We start from the raw sequence: 16,071 nt of genomic DNA, 5'->3' as shown, positions 1-16,071 counted from the left end.
CGGGCAGAACATCTGGAAGACAGCCCAGCAGGACGTCAGTCAGTGGCAGAGCCACGACCACCAGAACCTGCCTAGCAATATCAATGTCAGTGGCGGGGGCTACGGTTTCCGGCATGGACGAGCTGAGCCCGCGTGAACTGGCCATCCTCGCCCTGGAGCGCCGCGGCTTCGCGGGCCCCGGGGTGAAGGAGCGGGCCATACGCGAGCAGCTGGGGCTGGCGCCGGTGCGCTACTACCAGCTGCTCAACGCGCTGCTCGACGACCGACGCGCCCTGGAGCACGACCCCGTGACGGTGAACCGGCTGCGGAGGGTACGGGACGCGCGGCGGGCGGAGAGGTGAGAGTGCGCCCGCCGGTGCCTGGATAGGGTCACGGTATGGGCACCCACTCGGAACCGACGGAACCCGGCACCCCCACGGCCCCGACCACGCCGTCCGCGCGGCCCCCCGCGGCCTCCTTGCCGACGCCCGCGACCCCTGCCGGGCGGGACGCGCTGGACACGATCCTCGCCCGCCCCGGCCGGGTCGTGGTGGCGCTGGACTTCGACGGGACGCTCGCCCCGATCGTGCCCGACCCGGAACAGGCCCGCGCCCACCCCGAGGCGGTCCCCGCGCTCGCGGCCCTCGCCCCGAAGATCGCCTCCGTGGCCGTGATCACGGGCCGTCCGGCCGGTGTGGCGGTCCGGCACGGGGGTTTCTCGGGCGTGGACGGACTGGAGCACCTGGTCGTCCTCGGCCACTACGGGGCGGAGCGGTGGGACGCGGTCACCGGCACCGTGACGGCGCCCCCGCCCCACCCGGGTGTCGCCGCGGTCCGCGCCGAACTTCCCGGTGTCCTCGCGTCGGCCGGGACCGCGGAGGGCGCCTGGATCGAGGAGAAGGGCCGGGCCGTCGCGGTCCACACCCGGCGGGCCTCCGACCCGCAGGCCGCCTTCGACGCCCTCCGCGAGCCGCTCACCGAGCTCGCCTCCCGCCACGGCCTCGTGGTCGAACCCGGCCGTATGGTCCTCGAACTCCGGCCGCCGGGTGTGGACAAGGGGGTGGCGTTGCGGGAGTACGTGCGCGAGGTCGGCGCCGAAGCGGTGCTGTACGCCGGGGACGACCTCGGTGACCTTCCCGCCTTCGCCGCCGTGGAGGAGCTGCGCGCCCGGGGCACGGCCGGACTGCTGGTGTGCAGTGGCAGCAACGAGGTCACCGCGCTGGCGGAGCGGGCGGATCTGGTGGTGGACGGTCCGGCGGGTGTCGTACGGCTGCTGGGCGGACTGGCAACGGCGATCGGCTCCCCCGTGGCCTGACGCCTGTTCGCCGCTGTGGCGAAGGTGCACAGGCGCAGGACGAGGAAGCGGCCTGTGCCGGCGAGGCCGGAGGCACCGAGGTAGACGATCTGCTCGGTGAGCACGCTGGGGGAGGGCTGCACCAGGTGCAGGACCCAGACAGCGAGGCCGGTGGTCACAAAGGCGGCGATCGCCGAGCCCGCGCACTGCCCGTGTTCCCGCAGTGTGGCGCTGCGGCCTCGGGCGAAGGTGAAGCGGGCGTGGAGTTCGGTGCACAGCAGGGTGGAGGCGACGGTGGTGACCGCGTTCGCGGCCGCCCAGGGCATGACCATGGCCAGCAACGGCACTGCGAAGCTGCTCAGGACTCCGATGCCGCCGCCGAAGAGCACGAACCGGGCGAAGGCGGCCACCGGTCCGGGGCCGGCCTCAGTCGCCACCTCGGACTTCTGTGAAAGCGGCGACTGCATGGCGGCGTCCTTCCGGAAGACTGGGTTGCCCCTCGTTTCTGATACCGGAAACGCTACGTTGCATTCATGGATGTCTCAATGCTGTTATTGCACAGCAATAGAGTAAGTCCAGGTGGGGATGGTGAAATCGTTGCAATGGCTATGTAGGCAATGCAATGACTGGGCTGCGATCATTGCAATGAGCTGAAAGTGAACGCTAAGCGTCGAGCGCGTGCAGCTGGGCCAGGAACCACTGCGTCGGCGGGAGCGCCGTCGCCGCGGCGGCGAGCCGCTTCGTACGCTCACCCCGCTCACCCGGCGGCAGCGACAAGGCCTCGTGCAGAGCCCGCGCCGTCCCCGCGATGTCGTACGGGTTCACGACCACCGCGTCCTCGCCCAGCTCCTCGTACGCCCCCGCCTCCCGGGACAGCACCAGCGCGCACCCCTCGTCGGAGACGACCGGCACTTCCTTGGCGACCAGGTTCATACCGTCGCGGATGGGGTTCACGAGCGCCACGTCGGCCAGCCGGTAGGCCGCCAGGGACCGCGCGAAGTCGTCCTTCAGGTGCAGGACGACGGGGGTCCAGTCCTCGGTGCCGTACCGAGAGTTGATCGCGGACGCGACCCGCTGCACCTCGTCCATGTAGTCCCGGTACACCTTGAGGTCCTGCCGGGACGGATACGCCAGCGCCACATGGACGACCCGCTCCCGCCACGACGGCTCGTCCTCCAGCAGCTGCCCGAACGCCAGCAGTCCCCGCACGATGTTCTTGGACAGCTCGGTGCGGTCCACCCGGACGACCGAGCGGCGCGGGCTCCCGTCCGGCGCCGTGCCGATCTGCTCCCGCAACGAGACCATCCGCTCGTCCACGTCGGCCTCGTGTGCCCGCCGGCGGAGGAAGTCCGCGTCGGCTCCCAGGCCGTGCACCCCGATCCGCGTCCCCGACGGGATGCCGGGCCCCAGCACCGCGTGGCAGCAGTCCGTGAAGGCGTCCGCCCAGCGCCGCGTGAGGAACGCCGCCCGGTCCGCGCCGAGGATGCCGCGCAGCACCTTCGCCGCGATGTCGTCGGGCAGCATCCGGAAGTACTCCGGCGGCGCCCACGGCGTGTGCGAGAAGTGGCCGATGCGCAGGTCGGGGCGGAGTTCGCGCAGCATCCGCGGGACCAGGACCAGGTGGTAGTCCTGGACCAGCACCGCCGCGCCCTCGGCCGCCTCCTCGGCCAGCGCCTCGGCGAACGCCCGGTTGTACGCCTCGTACGACGCCCACTGCCGCCGGAACTCCGCGTCGAAGACCGGCTCCAGAGGCGTCTGGTACAGCATGTGGTGCACGAACCAGAGCACGGAGTTGGCGATGCCGTTGTACGCGTCCGCGTGCGTGGCGGCGTCGATGTCGAGCATCCGCACGCCGGGCTCGCCGATTCCGCGCCGTACGGCCTCGCGGTCGCCCTCGCTCAGTGCCGAGCACACCCACACCGCGCCGGCTTCCGGCCCGATCGCCGACAGCCCCGAGACCAGGCCGCCTCCGCCGCGCTTGGCGGTGAGCTCGCCCGTCGTCTCGTCCAGGGTGTACGAGACCGGGCCGCGGTTGGACGCGACGAGGATGGGGGCGCCGGTGGTGGAAGCGGAGGCCATGTTCGTCAACCTAGCCCCTGTCGCATCCGCTCAAACGTGCGGTTCCGTCGTGTGGCCCAGGGCGCCTATGAGCTCGGGGGGAACTGTTGTTGCGCGCGTGCGGGTTCGGCGTGGCTTGTCGCGCCCATGCGGCGGAGCCGCATATCGACACAGCCCCGCGCCCCTTTACGATCACGCCGCCTTGCGTTCCGCGTACTCCTCGATCTCCGTCATCGGCGGCCTCTCCTCCGTGTCCACCGAGTACGTGCGTGGCTCGAAGCCCGTCGCGCCCCGTTCGAACTGGGTCAGGGCCGGGCGGATCAGGTGGCCGCGGGCCAGGCGGAGCTGGGCGGTGCGGTAGATCGCGGCGGACATGCGGCCGAGGGCCTGGCCGTCCTGGTGGCGGTGCTTGCGGACGCCGACGTCGACCTGGGCGAGGGCGTCCAGGCCCACCAGGTGGAGGGCGTCGACCAGCATGCCGAGCTCCACCCCGTAGCCGACGGGGAAGGGGAGCCGTTCCAGCAGTGAGCGCCGGGCCGCGTACTCGCCGCCCAGCGGCTGGACGAAGCCGGCGAGCTGCGGCCAGTGCATGTTGAGCAGGGGGCGCGCCATGAGTTCGGTGACCCTGCCGCCCTGGCCCGCGGCGCCGCCGAGCGGGCGGTCGTACATCGCCTTGACCAGGTCGACGCCCGGGTCGGTGAGCAGCGGGCCCACGATCCCCAGGACGAAGTCCGACGAGAACTCCTTCAGGTCCGCGTCGACGAAGCAGACGATGTCCCCGCGGGTGACCAGCAGGGAGCGCCACAGGACCTCGCCCTTGCCGGGCACGGCCGGGAGACGGGGGAGGATCCGGTCCCGGTGCACCACCGTCGCGCCCGCGGCGGCGGCCACCTCGGACGTGCGGTCCGTCGATCCCGAGTCGACGACGACGATCTCGTCGACGAGCGGGACCTGCTGCATGAGGTCGTGACGGATGATGGCGACGATCTCGCCGACCGTCTCCTCCTCGTTGAGCGCGGGCAGCACGACACTGACCGACTGGCCCGAGTGACGTTTGGCGGCCAGGACGCGGTGGAGCGGGCGATCGGTCACGGACCAGGAGCGTGTGCTCAGCCAGCGCTCGACTTCTTCCAGCACAGTCTGGGGCTCCTCACTCTTCGACCACGGTAACTCTGCGTGTGATCCATCTCGCGGTTCGGACGGCTATCTCAACTCTCCTGGCCTTCGGTTACAGTCTTGAACAACGCGGATGACCATCGCATTGCGGGGTCACCGTCGCGTTTCAAAGATCAACAAGCACGTACACAACCGCAGACACAACCGCATACCGCTCATCCAGAGGGGCAGAGGGACACGGCCCGATGAAGCCCCGGCAACCCTCCAGCCGGTCTGACCACGTCGATGTGGTGAGGCTCCCGGCTAGGGAAGGTGCCAAATCCGTCTCACGGCGAGATGCGTCGTGAGGAAGATGAGGAGAAAGGGCCTCGCCTCACATGGCTGCGCAGACTGTTGCCACCGAATCCACCCCCGCCGCCGGCTCCACCGTCGACCTCGGCCCCGCCGCGGCCCTGAGCTGCCGCGAGTGCGGTCACCGCGTCCTCCTCGGACCGGTCTTCGCCTGCGAGGAGTGTTTCGGCCCGCTGGAGATCGCGTACGACTTCTCCTCCTACGACACGGAGGAGCTCAGGAAGCGCATCGAGGCGGGCCCCGCGAACATCTGGCGCTACGCGCCCCTGCTGCCCGTCCCGGCCGACGTGGCCGGCAAGCCCAACCTCAACCCCGGCTGGACCGCCCTCGTCAAGGCGGACAACCTGGCGCGGGAGCTCGGCGTGACCGGCGGACTGTATGTGAAGGACGACTCCGGCAACCCCACGCACTCCTTCAAGGACCGGGTCGTCGCCCAGGCCCTTGAGGCCGCGCGGGCCTTCGGCTTCACCACCCTCTCCTGCTCCTCGACCGGCAACCTCGCCGGTGCCGTGGGCGCCGCCGCCGCCCGCGCCGGCTTCCGCTCCTGTGTCTTCATCCCGCACGACCTGGAGCAGGGCAAGGTCGTCATGGCCGCCGTCTACGGCGGTGACCTCGTCGGCATCGAGGGCAACTACGACGACGTGAACCGCTTCTGCTCCGAGCTCATCGGCGACCCGGCAGGCGAGGGCTGGGGCTTCGTCAACGTCAACCTGCGGCCGTACTACGCCGAGGGCTCCAAGACGCTGGCGTACGAGATCTGCGAGCAGCTGGGGTGGCAGCTCCCCGACCAGATCGTGGTTCCCATCGCCTCCGGCTCCCAGCTGACGAAGATCGACAAGGGGCTGCAGGAGCTGATCAAGCTCGGGCTCGTCGAGGACAAGCCGTACAAGATCTTCGGCGCGCAGGCCGAGGGCTGCTCCCCGGTGTCCGTCGCCTACAAGGCCGGCCACGACGTCGTCCGGCCGCAGAAGCCGGACACCATCGCCAAGTCGCTCGCCATCGGCAACCCGGCGGACGGTCCGTACGTGCTCGACATCGCCCGCCGGACGGGCGGGGCCGTGGAGGACGTGAACGACGAGCAGATCGTGGACGCGATCAAGCTGCTGGCGCGCACGGAGGGCATCTTCGCGGAGACGGCGGGTGGCGTGACCGTGGGTGTGACGCGCAAGCTGATCGAGAACGGTGTCCTCGACCCCACGTTGACGACCGTCGTCCTCAACACCGGTGACGGGCTCAAGACGCTGGACGCGGTTGCCGGTACGGGGATGACGGCGACCATTCGTCCCAACCTGGACTCGTTCCGCGAGGCGGGCCTCGCGTAGGGCTCCGCCCGGAGCGCCGTAGGACTGCGGGGCGTCTTTGGACTGCGGGTTGTCCGTGGCTGGGCGCGCCCACGCGGCAGAGCCGCACAGTGATACAGCCCCGCGCCCCTTTTGGGGGCGCTGCCCCCCATCAACCACGAGCAGTACCCCACCGGAGGTCCCACCCCATGAGCGTCACCGTTCGCATCCCCACCATCCTGCGTACCTACACCGGCGGTCAGGCCGAGGTGGCCGCCGAGGGCGCCACCCTCGCCGAGGTCATCGCCGACCTGGAGAAGAACCACACCGGCATCGCGGCCCGGGTCCTGGACGACCAGGGCAAGCTGCGCAGGTTCGTGAACGTGTACGTGAACGACGACGACGTGCGCTTCGAGCAGGGGCTGGAGACGGCGACTCCGGACGGGGCGGGCGTGTCCATCATTCCGGCCGTCGCCGGAGGCTGATTATTACCGTCGGTAATAACGGTTACCGTCAGTTCATCGAATGGCCCCCTCCGTGAGAGAAGCGGAGGGGGTCATTCTCTATGGTTGAGCGCGGTACAGTTGGGGAACTCGGTTCGATTCACGCTCCCCTTTCCCGCCGGGTGCATGTGAGTTCTTGCCGCTCGCCCGATATGAAGCAGCCAAAGTGGGCGAGGCTTTTGCGCCTTATGTTCCTTTTATGGGGCCCGACTTGCCCCGAATTCAGGTGAATTCTCCGTACATTCCCGACCGGGCGTGTCCAGATTTCTCGTCCGATTGACCTGTTGCAGACGGCAGTTGGACAGATACATTCAGCCGCGGTCGACGCGTTCCGGCGCACACCCCCAACCGTTGGGGGGTGAGGTCTGACCCGGATCCGCGAAGTGTGGATCTGCGCAAGGGCCAGTAATAGGGGAGTTAGGCATGGCTCAGGGCACCGTCAAGTGGTTCAACGCGGAGAAGGGGTACGGCTTCATCGCGGTCGACGGTGGTGCGGATGTATTCGTCCACTACAGCGCTATCCAGATGGACGGCTACCGCACCCTGGAGGAGGGCCAGCGGGTCGAGTTCGAGATCTCGCAGGGTCAGAAGGGGCCGCAGGCGGACATGGTCCGCGTGGCGGCCGGCTGAAGCGCGCGCCGACTGAAACAGCAGCGACGTACTTCGTTCTTCTTCGAAGGGCTCGTGCCTTATGGGGAGTTGACCCCCTGGGCACGGGCCCTTCGGCCTGTCCGGGGGACGGTGCGAAGCCTGTCCGGGGGACTGCGCGGGGGACCTGCCCCGGGGTCGGCGCGCGTGGCACGGGGAGGGGTGGGCGCGCGCGGGCGCACGGGTGCGTTCACCTGCGGATCACCCTCAGGCGCTTGCACTCGCATGGGTCGAGTGCTAATCATTGGCGTTAGCACTCTGAAGGTGAGAGTGACAGCGAAGGACCGGGTCGGTGAGGCCCGCAGGCCAGGTGGGGCAAGGAACCACGAGGCCGGCGAGCCGTCCGTCGCGGGCGCGGGCGCGGTCCGAAGGAATCACCCCCAGTCCTGGAGGGACCACTTCACATGGCCAAGATCATCGCGTTCGACGAGGAGGCACGGCGCGGCCTCGAGCGCGGCATGAACCAGCTCGCGGACGCCGTCAAGGTGACGCTCGGCCCCAAGGGCCGCAACGTCGTCCTCGAGAAGAAGTGGGGCGCCCCCACGATCACCAACGATGGTGTGTCCATCGCCAAGGAGATCGAGCTCGAGGACCCGTACGAGAAGATCGGCGCCGAGCTGGTCAAGGAAGTCGCCAAGAAGACGGACGACGTCGCCGGTGACGGTACGACCACCGCGACCGTCCTCGCCCAGGCCCTGGTCAAGGAGGGCCTGCGCAACGTAGCCGCCGGCGCCAACCCCATGGCCCTCAAGCGCGGTATCGAGAAGGCCGTCGAGGCCGTCTCCGGTGCCCTGCTGGAGCAGGCGAAGGATGTCGAGACCAAGGAGCAGATCGCTTCCACGGCCTCCATCTCCGCCGCCGACACCCAGATCGGCGAGCTCATCGCCGAGGCGATGGACAAGGTCGGCAAGGAAGGCGTCATCACCGTCGAGGAGTCCCAGACCTTCGGTCTGGAGCTGGAGCTCACCGAGGGTATGCGCTTCGACAAGGGCTACATCTCGGCGTACTTCGCGACCGACATGGAGCGTATGGAGGCCGTCCTCGACGACCCGTACATCCTGATCGCGAACTCCAAGATCTCCAACGTCAAGGACCTGCTCCCGCTCCTGGAGAAGGTCATGCAGTCGGGCAAGCCGCTGCTGATCATCGCCGAGGACGTCGAGGGCGAGGCCCTGTCGACCCTGGTCGTCAACAAGATCCGTGGCACCTTCAAGTCCGTCGCCGTCAAGGCCCCGGGCTTCGGTGACCGCCGCAAGGCCATGCTCGGCGACATCGCCATCCTCACGGGCGGCGAGGTCATCTCCGAGGAGGTCGGCCTCAAGCTGGAGAACGCCAGCCTCGACCTGCTGGGCAAGGCCCGCAAGGTCGTCATCACCAAGGACGAGACCACCATCGTCGACGGTGCCGGCGCCTCCGAGCAGGTCAACGGCCGCGTGAACCAGATCCGTGCCGAGATCGAGAACAGCGACTCCGACTACGACCGCGAGAAGCTGCAGGAGCGCCTGGCGAAGCTCGCCGGCGGTGTCGCGGTCATCAAGGCCGGTGCCGCCACCGAGGTCGAGCTCAAGGAGCGCAAGCACCGCATCGAGGACGCCGTCCGCAACGCGAAGGCGGCCGTCGAGGAGGGCATCGTCGCCGGTGGTGGCGTGGCCCTGCTCCAGGCCTCCCAGGTCTTCGAGAAGCTGGAGCTCGACGGTGACGAGGCGACCGGCGCCAACGCCGTGAAGCTCGCACTGGAGGCCCCGCTCAAGCAGATCGCCGTCAACGGTGGTCTCGAGGGTGGCGTCGTCGTGGAGAAGGTCCGCAACCTGCAGGTCGGCCACGGCCTGAACGCCGCGACCGGTGAGTACGTCGACATGATCGCCGAGGGCATCATCGACCCGGCGAAGGTGACGCGCTCCGCGCTGCAGAACGCCGCGTCGATCGCCGCGCTGTTCCTCACCACCGAGGCCGTCATCGCCGACAAGCCGGAGAAGGCCGCCGCGCCCGCCGGTGGCGGCATGCCGGGCGGTGACATGGACTTCTGATCCGGCTCCCCGGGTCTCCGGATCGGCTCAGTCCGTCCAGTAGTCCAGAACCGAGGGCGGCACCCCCTGGAAACAGGGGGTGCCGCCCTCGGGCGTGTCCGGGGTCACAGGGTGGGAGAGCGCGGGGGCGGAATGCCGTGAGGGCAGTGGCTGTTGATCCGGACGGGCAGTGAATGCACACGCACATACCGGCCGGAATCCGCAGGCCGGTACACCACCCCTTCTCGCTGTCCACCGACCTCCCCGACGACCTCTCCCAGGAGCTTCACCGTGACGCTTGCCGCCTCCCCCTCACGCGCCGCCGAGGTCCTGTCCCGGCCCGTCTCGATCAACGGGCTGACCGTGCCCAACCGGATCGCGATGGCGCCCATGACCCGGATGTTCTCGCCCGGAGGCGTCCCCGGCGAGGACGTGGTGTCGTACTACGCGCGCCGCGCCGCCGCGGGTGTGGGACTGATCGTCACCGAGGGCACGTACGTCGGCCACGAATCGGCCGGGCAGAGCGACAGCGTTCCGCGCTTCCACGGCGAGGAGCAGCTCGCCGGCTGGGCGAAGGTCGCGGACGCGGTGCACGCGGCGGGCGGGACGATCGTGCCGCAGCTCTGGCACATCGGCATGGTGCGGCAGGCGGGCGAGCCCCCGTTCGCGGACGCCCCGGCGGTCGGCCCCTCCGGCCTGCGCCTCGACGGCACGCCCGGCACCGGCAAGGAGATGACCCAGCAGGACCTGGACGACGTCATCGCCGCCTTCGCCAGGGCCGCGGCCGACGCGGAACGCATCGGCTTCGACGGTGTCGAACTGCACGGAGCACACGGCTATCTGATCGACCAGTTCCTGTGGGAGGGCACCAACCGCCGCACGGACGCCTACGGCGGCGACCTGGTGGCCCGTACGAAGTTCGCGGCGGAGATCGCCGCGGCGGTACGGGACTCGGTGTCCGCGGACTTCCCCGTGATCTTCCGCTACTCGCAGTGGAAGCAGGAGGCGTACCGCGCGAAGCTCGCCGAGACCCCTCAGGAGCTGGAGGCGCTGCTGACGCCGCTGGCCGAGGCCGGTGTGGACGCCTTCCACGCCTCCACGCGCCGCTACTGGCTCCCGGAGTTCGACGGCTCGGACCTCAACCTCGCGGGCTGGACCAAGAAGCTCACCGGCAAGCCCACCATCACCGTCGGCTCGGTCGGCCTGGACGGCGACTTCATCCGCGCGTTCGCCGGCGAGGGTTCGACGGTCAGGGGCATCGACGACCTGCTGGACCGCATCGAGGCCGAGGAGTTCGACATGGTCGCCGTCGGCCGTGCCCTGCTGCAGGACCCCCAGTGGGCGGCGAAGGTGCTGGCGGGCCGCTTCGACGAGCTGGCGCCCTACGACCCGGCGTCCCTGGCGTCGCTGAGCTGAAGTCTCGGCAGAACCCCTTGAACCCCACAACTGATCCGGTCGGCGGGAGCGGACTCAGGAGGTCCGCTTCTGCCGCTGGATGTACTCCTTGGCCAGCCGCATCTCCTCCCGCGCCTCGGCGGTCAGCGGTCGCCGCAGCAGCGGTTCCAGGAGCCACCGCAGCGGCGGCCGGAAATGGAAGTTGAGGACGCGGACGAGATGCGTCCCGCCCTCGACCGGCGTACAGACGAAACTCGCGTCGAAGTCGGACGCCAGCTTCGTCAGACGGTTGGCGGGTGGCGGCGCGAGTTCGATGTCGATGCGGCTGCCCGGAGTCAGCCGCGCCCGCGCCACCGTCTTCGGCGCCGGGAGACCGGCCAGTCTCGGCCGGAACGCGAACTCCAGCAGATCTCCTTCCCGCCGGGTCCACAGCACGGGGCGGAGCCTGCGGTCCACCAGCGCGTACCGCTCGACGTCCATCACGAAGTCGAGCAACTCGTCGGGCGTGCACGGAAACGTCTCGGTGACCTCGACCGTGAGCATGCGGTCACGCTAGTGGCGTTCGGCGTGATGGTGAACAGCCCTCCCGCGTCATTCGATCGCCGGAGGCGGGTGCATCGGGATACGGTGACGGACTCCGGCGCCACGCTACTCAGAACGACGCCGCAGAACGCGAGCAGGCGGGCACACACACGGTCATCGGCCAGTGCGTGACCCACGGAAGACCGGCAGCGAAATCCCGCATGCCCTTTGAGGCGGTACGGGACGCTGTTTCCGGGTTCGCCGGGATCGGGGCGGACGAAGTGGTCCTGTACTGCTGGTCCTCGGACGTGGATCAGGTCACCCGACTCGCGGATGTGATGTTCGGGTAGGCCTTTCGAGGTCGCCGACACGGATTTCAGGCTCGGCCGCACTCCTGTCCGAGCGCGACGAGACGTGCGCCGCGGAACGAGCTATGCACCCTCGTTGTCACCGCGCAGGGAATGGATCATGCTCTGCAGAATTCGGAACGCCTCTGACTGCTCGGCCGCGGTCAGGCCGGCCAGCATCCTGGCCTCGACGGACCGGACGGCTGCGCTCGCCTTCTCGAGGCTTCGTCGGCCGCGAGGCGTGAGCCGCGTGGGAAGCGCCTTCCCGACGGGTGCCTCCGCAGGCCTCGTCACGTAACCGTCTCGTTCCAGGGCCTGGAGGAGCACGTTCATCGTCTGCCGTGTCACGAATGCGCCCCGCGCGAGCTCGGAGTTCGACAAGCCCGGTCGTTGCGCCAGCAGTTCGAGGCAGGAGTAGTGCGTCACGCTCATCCCGAGCGGCCGCAGCACTTCCTCCATGGCCGCGCGGAGGGCGCTGGACGCTTCTTTGAGCAGGTAGCCCAGTGACGTCTCCAGGTCGACGCCGACACCTTCTTGACTCATGTCAGTATTCTGACATAGGTTGTGGCATGTCAGGAAACTGACACGGAAAGAAGGAGTGTCATCATGCCTGCCACCGGCCCCGATTTCATCTCGCTCCAAGTGCGGGACCTCGACGCTTCACAGGCGTTCTACGAGCAGTACCTGGGCCTCGTCCGCTCGCCGGCCGGACCTCCGCACGCCGTCGTCTTCGAGACGAAGCCGATCGCGTTCGCACTCCGCGACGTCATTCCCGGCACCGACCTCGCATCCGTCGCTCAGCCCGGCATCGGTGCCGCGATCTGGCTCCACGCCACCGACGTCCAGGCCATCCACGACGCGCTCGTCGCCGACGGTCACACCATCGTCTCCACACCGATCGACGGCCCCTTCGGTCGGACCTTCACCTTCGCCGACCCCGACGGCTACCAGGTCACGCTCCACGACCGCGCTTGATCGACCACTTGCAGTTGCATCCCGACCGCGCCGTGTCGCTCTGCCGAGTGGTCGCCCCTGATGGCTGGTGCCATGCCTGCGGCTGTGGCCGGTTTGATTGGCCGTATGACATCACCGTCGCACCGCCTCCTGTCCGCGCTGCACCGCTTCAACGCGGCGCACCCCTGGGACCACAACGCGCACTACCACCGCTGGATCCTGCGCCGGTTGCCCCGGCGCTTCGAGCGTGCGCTGGACGTCGGGTGCGGGAGTGGTGATCTGGCGCGGCTGTTGGCGGGGCGGGCGCGGGAGGTGCACGGAATCGACGTCGACCCGGGGATCGTGGAGCGGGCGCGGGAGCTGACTCCGGCCGGTGCTCCGGTGACCTTCAGCGTGGCGGACGCCTTGGACGGGGGGCCCGGCGGATCGTACGACGTCATCACCTGCGTCGCTGTGCTCCACCACCTGCCACTAAGCGAGGCGCTCACGCGCTTCCGAGGGCACCTGAGGCCTGGTGGAACGCTGGTGGTGGTCGGGCTGGCTCGCGAGGAGACCCTCGTGGACCACCTGCTCAGCCTCGTCTCCGTTCCGGCGAACGCCGTGGTGGGGTGGGTCAAGAGCAGGGGGAACACGGTGGCGCGGCCCGTCTCGACGACCGCTGCGACACGGGCGCCGGAAGCGGCCTTCGATGACATCGTCCGGGAGGCGAGACGTGTGCTGCCCGGCGCCCGGCTGCGCCGTCGCCTGTTCTGGCGGTACACGCTCGTCTGGCGCCCATGAGAGGGCATTGGCAGATCTGGGCCAGCACTGGCGGCCGTGACCAGGTCCTTTACCGGCCGCGCGTGGCCCATGTCTGCCCATGCCGTCTCCAGTGCGGGTGCGTCAGCCCATGCTCTTCGAGCCGTCCAGGGACTCGCGGATGATGTCGGCGTGACCGGCGTGCTGGGCGGTCTCCGCGATGATGTGCAACAGCACCCTGCGGGCCGACCACCGTGTGTCGGCCTCGAACCACGGGGCCTTGGGCAGCGGGTGGGAGGCGTTCAGGTCGGGCAGGCCGGCGACCAGCTTCTCGGTCCGCTCGGCCGTCTCCTCGTACGCGGCCAGCACGCCGGCGAGCGTCTCGCCGGGCAGCATCTTGAACTCGTCGGCCCGGCGGGCCCAGTCCGCCTCGGTCATCGCGGTGAAGTCGCCCATCGCCGAGGGGCCGTGCTCGATGAATTCCACCCAGTTGCGTTCCGCCGACGTGACGTGCTTGATCAGGCCGCCGAGACACAGCTCGCTCACGGTGGTCCGCCGGCCGGCCTGCTCGTCGGTGAGGTCGCGGGTGGTGAAGCGCAGGAAGTGCCGGTGCTTGGCCAGCGTCTCCAGCAGGTCGGTGCGCTCGTCGGTGGTCTCGATGGTCTCGGTGGCCGGGGTGCTGTTCATGGCGTGAGCCCTCCGTTGTTTCCCGTTCGGTCGGTAAGGCACACGCTAGGAGCCATGTAGGTCAGATCCTGTCCGCTTGGGCGCTCCGCTTGGAGAGGTGGTGGACGTAGGTCAGTGCGGGCCGCCCGTCGAGCCGCGTCTCGCCGGTGACGGTGAACCCGACACGGGCCAGCACGGCGCGCGACGCCGCGTTGTCGACCGTGGCCTTGGCACGCAGCGTGGACAGTCCGTACCTGTCCGCGGCGACGTCGCACACCGACCGCACGGCCCGGGTGGCCAGCCCCCGGCCCGTGGCCCGCTCGGCGATCCGGTATCCGAGCTCGGCGCCGCCGTCCGCCACGTCCACCAGGTTGACCCGCCCCAGCACATCGCCCGCGGCATCGACCAGTACGTGGAAGTAGCAGTCTCCCGCCTCCTGCTCGGTGAGCAGGGCACGGAGCCGCTCGTCGAACCGGGCGAAGTACTCGTCACCCCGGTCCGGGATGGACGCGGCGAAGTAGGCCCGGTTCTCCCGCTCGAAGGCGAGCAGTGCGGGGGCGTGGTCCGGCCGGAGCAGCTGCAGCTCGGGCACTAGTCCCGCCTGAGTTCGTCGACGAACGCGGACCAGGCCTCCGGCCGGAACATGAGCTTCGGGCCGTGGGGGTTCTTGGAGTCGCGGACGGGGATGTGGGTGGGGTGGGAGTCGGTGACTTCTAGGCAGTCGTTGCCGCCGCCTCCGCTGTAGGTCGACTGGCGCCAGCGGGCGATTTCCAGGCAGTTGCCGCCGTCCCCGCCGCTGTAGCTGGACTTGAACCAGACGGCTCTGTCCAAGTCGTACTCAGGGATGTTCCTCATGGGCGTAATCCTGCGCCATTGCATCAATCAGGGCCAGGGACTTCTCCGGCGAGAGCGCGGCGGCCGTGAGGAGTTCATAGGTGAGCCGCTGGTGCCTGACGGTGGCCGGGTCGTCCTCCAGCCGTCCGGTGCCGATCCCCTCGAAGTAGACCAAGGGAGGGGCTTCCTCGAACTCCATCAGCTTGATGGCGCCTTGCATCGCCGCATGCGCCCCCGTGTCGAACGGCAGCACCTGCACGATCGCCCGGCTCCGCCGGGCCAGGCCGGCGATGTGGCGCAGGGTCTCCGCCATCACCCCGGGCCCGCCCGTCGTGCGACGCAGCGCGGCCTCGTCGAGGACCACCCACAACAATGGCTCTGTTGGATCCGCAAGGATGCGGGCCCGCTCCATTCTGGCCGCCACCAGCTCGTCGATCGTCTTCTCTGGAGCTGTCGGCTGGTACGCCCGGAACACCGCCCGTGCATACGCGGGTGTCTGGATCAGGCCTGGGATCAGGAGCGGCGCGTACTCCCTGATCGCCGTGGCTTGCGCCTCCGCCTCCGCCGCTTCGGCGAAGTGCTCGGGGTAGCGGGACTTCGCCGCCGCCCCACAGTTCCGCTGAAAGAAGTCCTCCGTCCCCAGGACCTCGTCCAGCAACCGCGCGTACTCCCGCTGCATCCGCCGCGTGCCGGCCTCCAACTGCCCGATGAACGAGCCGCTCACGAACAGCCGGAGACCCAGCTCCTCCTGGCTGAGGCCGGCTTTCTCGCGTGCGTGGCGCAGCTCGGCGCCCAGCAGGGCGCGGGGCGACGACGACGGGTCGAGGTCCTTCGGTCCTGGCATGGCAAGCAACTTCCTGTCGCACAGCTGAGGTTGTTGGGGCGCCCTGTCTGGCCAGGTTAGGCACACAGTCGCCACTCTGTGTGGCGAATCATCAACTCAGCGTGGAGGTGCGTGGGCGTGCGGTCGACGGAGGAAGTCGTGGAGTCGTTGCGGAAGGCCCTCGTGGGCGTGGGCGTCGGGCTGCCGTCGCTGCGCGTGGATCCGGTGACCGCCGCGAGTGAGGCGCCGTTCGGTCTGGTCGACCTGGGGCGCTGCAACGTGCGGACGGCCGAGCGGCTGGCCTCCGTGTTGCGCGGGGAGGAGCCGTCGGTGGGGGCGCACGTGGTGGACGTGCGGGACGGGCGGGTCGGGGAGGTGATGGGGCATGTGGGCGGCAGGGTGCAGTTGCGGCCGGTCGGGGGTGGGCGAGAGTGGGACTGTCCGCCGGAGTCGGTGGGGGACGTGCCGGTGGGAGAGGTGCTGCGGGAGCGGGTGCGGCACGCCAACCGGGCGGGACGGTTGCCGTGACGTGTTGCGGGGGCGGGGTGCGGCCGGTA

18 protein-coding genes, 1 pseudogene and 1 riboswitch are annotated in these 16,071 nt (G+C 69.4%); of the genes and pseudogenes, 11 read left to right on the top strand and 8 right to left on the bottom strand.

From position 1 onward, the window contains the following. The first annotated feature begins 113 nt into the window (after positions 1-113). A complete protein-coding gene (locus tag ACZ49J_RS43175; protein ID WP_467456620.1) occupies positions 114-341 on the top strand; it encodes a DUF3263 domain-containing protein in 228 nt (75 codons plus the stop codon). A gap of 35 nt (positions 342-376) precedes the next feature. Then, complete coding sequence (otsB, locus tag ACZ49J_RS43170; RefSeq protein WP_467456621.1) at positions 377-1,294, top strand: trehalose-phosphatase; 918 nt, start codon at positions 377-379, stop codon at positions 1,292-1,294. Between the two features lie 642 nt (positions 1,295-1,936). On the opposite strand, the gene ACZ49J_RS43165 is transcribed toward otsB, so the two are convergent. Beyond that, the gene (locus ACZ49J_RS43165) at positions 1,937-3,352 is read right to left on the bottom strand and encodes an alpha,alpha-trehalose-phosphate synthase (UDP-forming) (protein WP_467456622.1); all 1,416 of its coding nucleotides are present in this window, start codon (positions 3,350-3,352) and stop codon (positions 1,937-1,939) included. 171 nt (positions 3,353-3,523) lie between these two features. After that, positions 3,524-4,468: a glucosyl-3-phosphoglycerate synthase gene (locus tag ACZ49J_RS43160; RefSeq protein WP_467456623.1), complete on the bottom strand. Its 945-nt coding sequence runs from the start codon at positions 4,466-4,468 to the stop codon at positions 3,524-3,526. 191 nt (positions 4,469-4,659) lie between these two features. After that, a riboswitch (SAM riboswitch) is annotated at positions 4,660-4,806 on the top strand. Between the two features lie 18 nt (positions 4,807-4,824). Between ACZ49J_RS43160 and thrC the strand changes: the two genes are divergently transcribed. The 5 genes from thrC (at position 4,825) to ACZ49J_RS43135 (ending at position 10,651) form a co-directional block, all read left to right on the top strand. Next, the gene (gene thrC / locus ACZ49J_RS43155; RefSeq protein ID WP_467456624.1) at positions 4,825-6,120 is read left to right on the top strand and encodes a threonine synthase; all 1,296 of its coding nucleotides are present in this window, start codon (positions 4,825-4,827) and stop codon (positions 6,118-6,120) included. Positions 6,121-6,287: 167 nt separating this feature from the next. After that, positions 6,288-6,563: a MoaD/ThiS family protein gene (locus ACZ49J_RS43150; protein WP_004000249.1), complete on the top strand. Its 276-nt coding sequence runs from the start codon at positions 6,288-6,290 to the stop codon at positions 6,561-6,563. A gap of 441 nt (positions 6,564-7,004) precedes the next feature. After that, complete coding sequence (locus ACZ49J_RS43145; RefSeq protein ID WP_030576453.1) at positions 7,005-7,211, top strand: cold-shock protein; 207 nt, start codon at positions 7,005-7,007, stop codon at positions 7,209-7,211. A gap of 422 nt (positions 7,212-7,633) precedes the next feature. Continuing rightward, on the top strand, positions 7,634-9,256 hold the full coding sequence (gene groL / locus ACZ49J_RS43140) for a chaperonin GroEL (protein WP_467456628.1): 1,623 nt from the start codon (positions 7,634-7,636) through the stop codon (positions 9,254-9,256). A gap of 270 nt (positions 9,257-9,526) precedes the next feature. Beyond that, the gene (locus ACZ49J_RS43135) at positions 9,527-10,651 is read left to right on the top strand and encodes an NADH:flavin oxidoreductase (RefSeq protein WP_467456629.1); all 1,125 of its coding nucleotides are present in this window, start codon (positions 9,527-9,529) and stop codon (positions 10,649-10,651) included. 54 nt (positions 10,652-10,705) lie between these two features. On the opposite strand, the gene ACZ49J_RS43130 is transcribed toward ACZ49J_RS43135, so the two are convergent. Continuing rightward, positions 10,706-11,173 carry an SRPBCC family protein gene (locus ACZ49J_RS43130; protein WP_467456630.1) on the bottom strand — a complete coding sequence of 156 codons (468 nt, stop codon included), beginning with the start codon at positions 11,171-11,173 and terminating at the stop codon, positions 10,706-10,708. A 215-nt stretch (positions 11,174-11,388) separates the two neighbouring features. Between ACZ49J_RS43130 and ACZ49J_RS43125 the strand changes: the two are divergent. After that, positions 11,389-11,502: pseudogene (locus ACZ49J_RS43125) on the top strand (LLM class flavin-dependent oxidoreductase); the annotation flags it as partial. Positions 11,503-11,583: 81 nt separating this feature from the next. Here the strand turns inward: ACZ49J_RS43125 and ACZ49J_RS43120 are convergent. Beyond that, the gene (locus ACZ49J_RS43120; protein ID WP_467456632.1) at positions 11,584-12,042 is read right to left on the bottom strand and encodes a MarR family winged helix-turn-helix transcriptional regulator; all 459 of its coding nucleotides are present in this window, start codon (positions 12,040-12,042) and stop codon (positions 11,584-11,586) included. Between the two features lie 63 nt (positions 12,043-12,105). On the opposite strand from ACZ49J_RS43120, the gene ACZ49J_RS43115 reads away from it, so the two are divergent. Then, positions 12,106-12,474 carry a VOC family protein gene (locus tag ACZ49J_RS43115; protein WP_467456633.1) on the top strand — a complete coding sequence of 123 codons (369 nt, stop codon included), beginning with the start codon at positions 12,106-12,108 and terminating at the stop codon, positions 12,472-12,474. Between the two features lie 105 nt (positions 12,475-12,579). Then, entirely contained in the window at positions 12,580-13,233 is a 654-nt protein-coding gene (locus ACZ49J_RS43110) for a class I SAM-dependent methyltransferase (protein WP_467456634.1), read from the top strand. Positions 13,234-13,335: 102 nt separating this feature from the next. Here the strand turns inward: ACZ49J_RS43110 and ACZ49J_RS43105 are convergent, their stop codons facing one another. From ACZ49J_RS43105 to ACZ49J_RS43090, 4 genes are all read right to left on the bottom strand, one after another. Further along, positions 13,336-13,878, bottom strand: a complete 543-nt coding sequence (locus tag ACZ49J_RS43105; RefSeq protein WP_467456636.1) for a DinB family protein — start codon at positions 13,876-13,878, stop codon at positions 13,336-13,338. A gap of 61 nt (positions 13,879-13,939) precedes the next feature. Next, positions 13,940-14,449: a GNAT family N-acetyltransferase gene (locus tag ACZ49J_RS43100; protein ID WP_467456637.1), complete on the bottom strand. Its 510-nt coding sequence runs from the start codon at positions 14,447-14,449 to the stop codon at positions 13,940-13,942. Then, positions 14,449-14,712, bottom strand: coding sequence for a DUF397 domain-containing protein (locus ACZ49J_RS43095; protein ID WP_467456638.1), 264 nt, complete (start codon positions 14,710-14,712; stop codon positions 14,449-14,451). The genes ACZ49J_RS43100 and ACZ49J_RS43095 overlap by 1 nt, the downstream gene beginning before the upstream one ends. Next, the gene (locus ACZ49J_RS43090; protein WP_467456639.1) at positions 14,696-15,535 is read right to left on the bottom strand and encodes a helix-turn-helix domain-containing protein; all 840 of its coding nucleotides are present in this window, start codon (positions 15,533-15,535) and stop codon (positions 14,696-14,698) included. The genes ACZ49J_RS43095 and ACZ49J_RS43090 overlap by 17 nt, the downstream gene beginning before the upstream one ends. 117 nt (positions 15,536-15,652) lie before the next feature. Here ACZ49J_RS43090 and ACZ49J_RS43085 point away from each other — a divergent pair, with 117 nt between their 5' ends. Further along, the gene (locus tag ACZ49J_RS43085) at positions 15,653-16,042 is read left to right on the top strand and encodes a hypothetical protein (RefSeq protein ID WP_467456641.1); all 390 of its coding nucleotides are present in this window, start codon (positions 15,653-15,655) and stop codon (positions 16,040-16,042) included. Positions 16,043-16,071 lie beyond the last annotated feature (29 nt).

The organism is Streptomyces sp. NPDC030840, from assembly GCF_055572015.1.
This window is presented reverse-complemented; position numbering and strand designations above follow the sequence as displayed.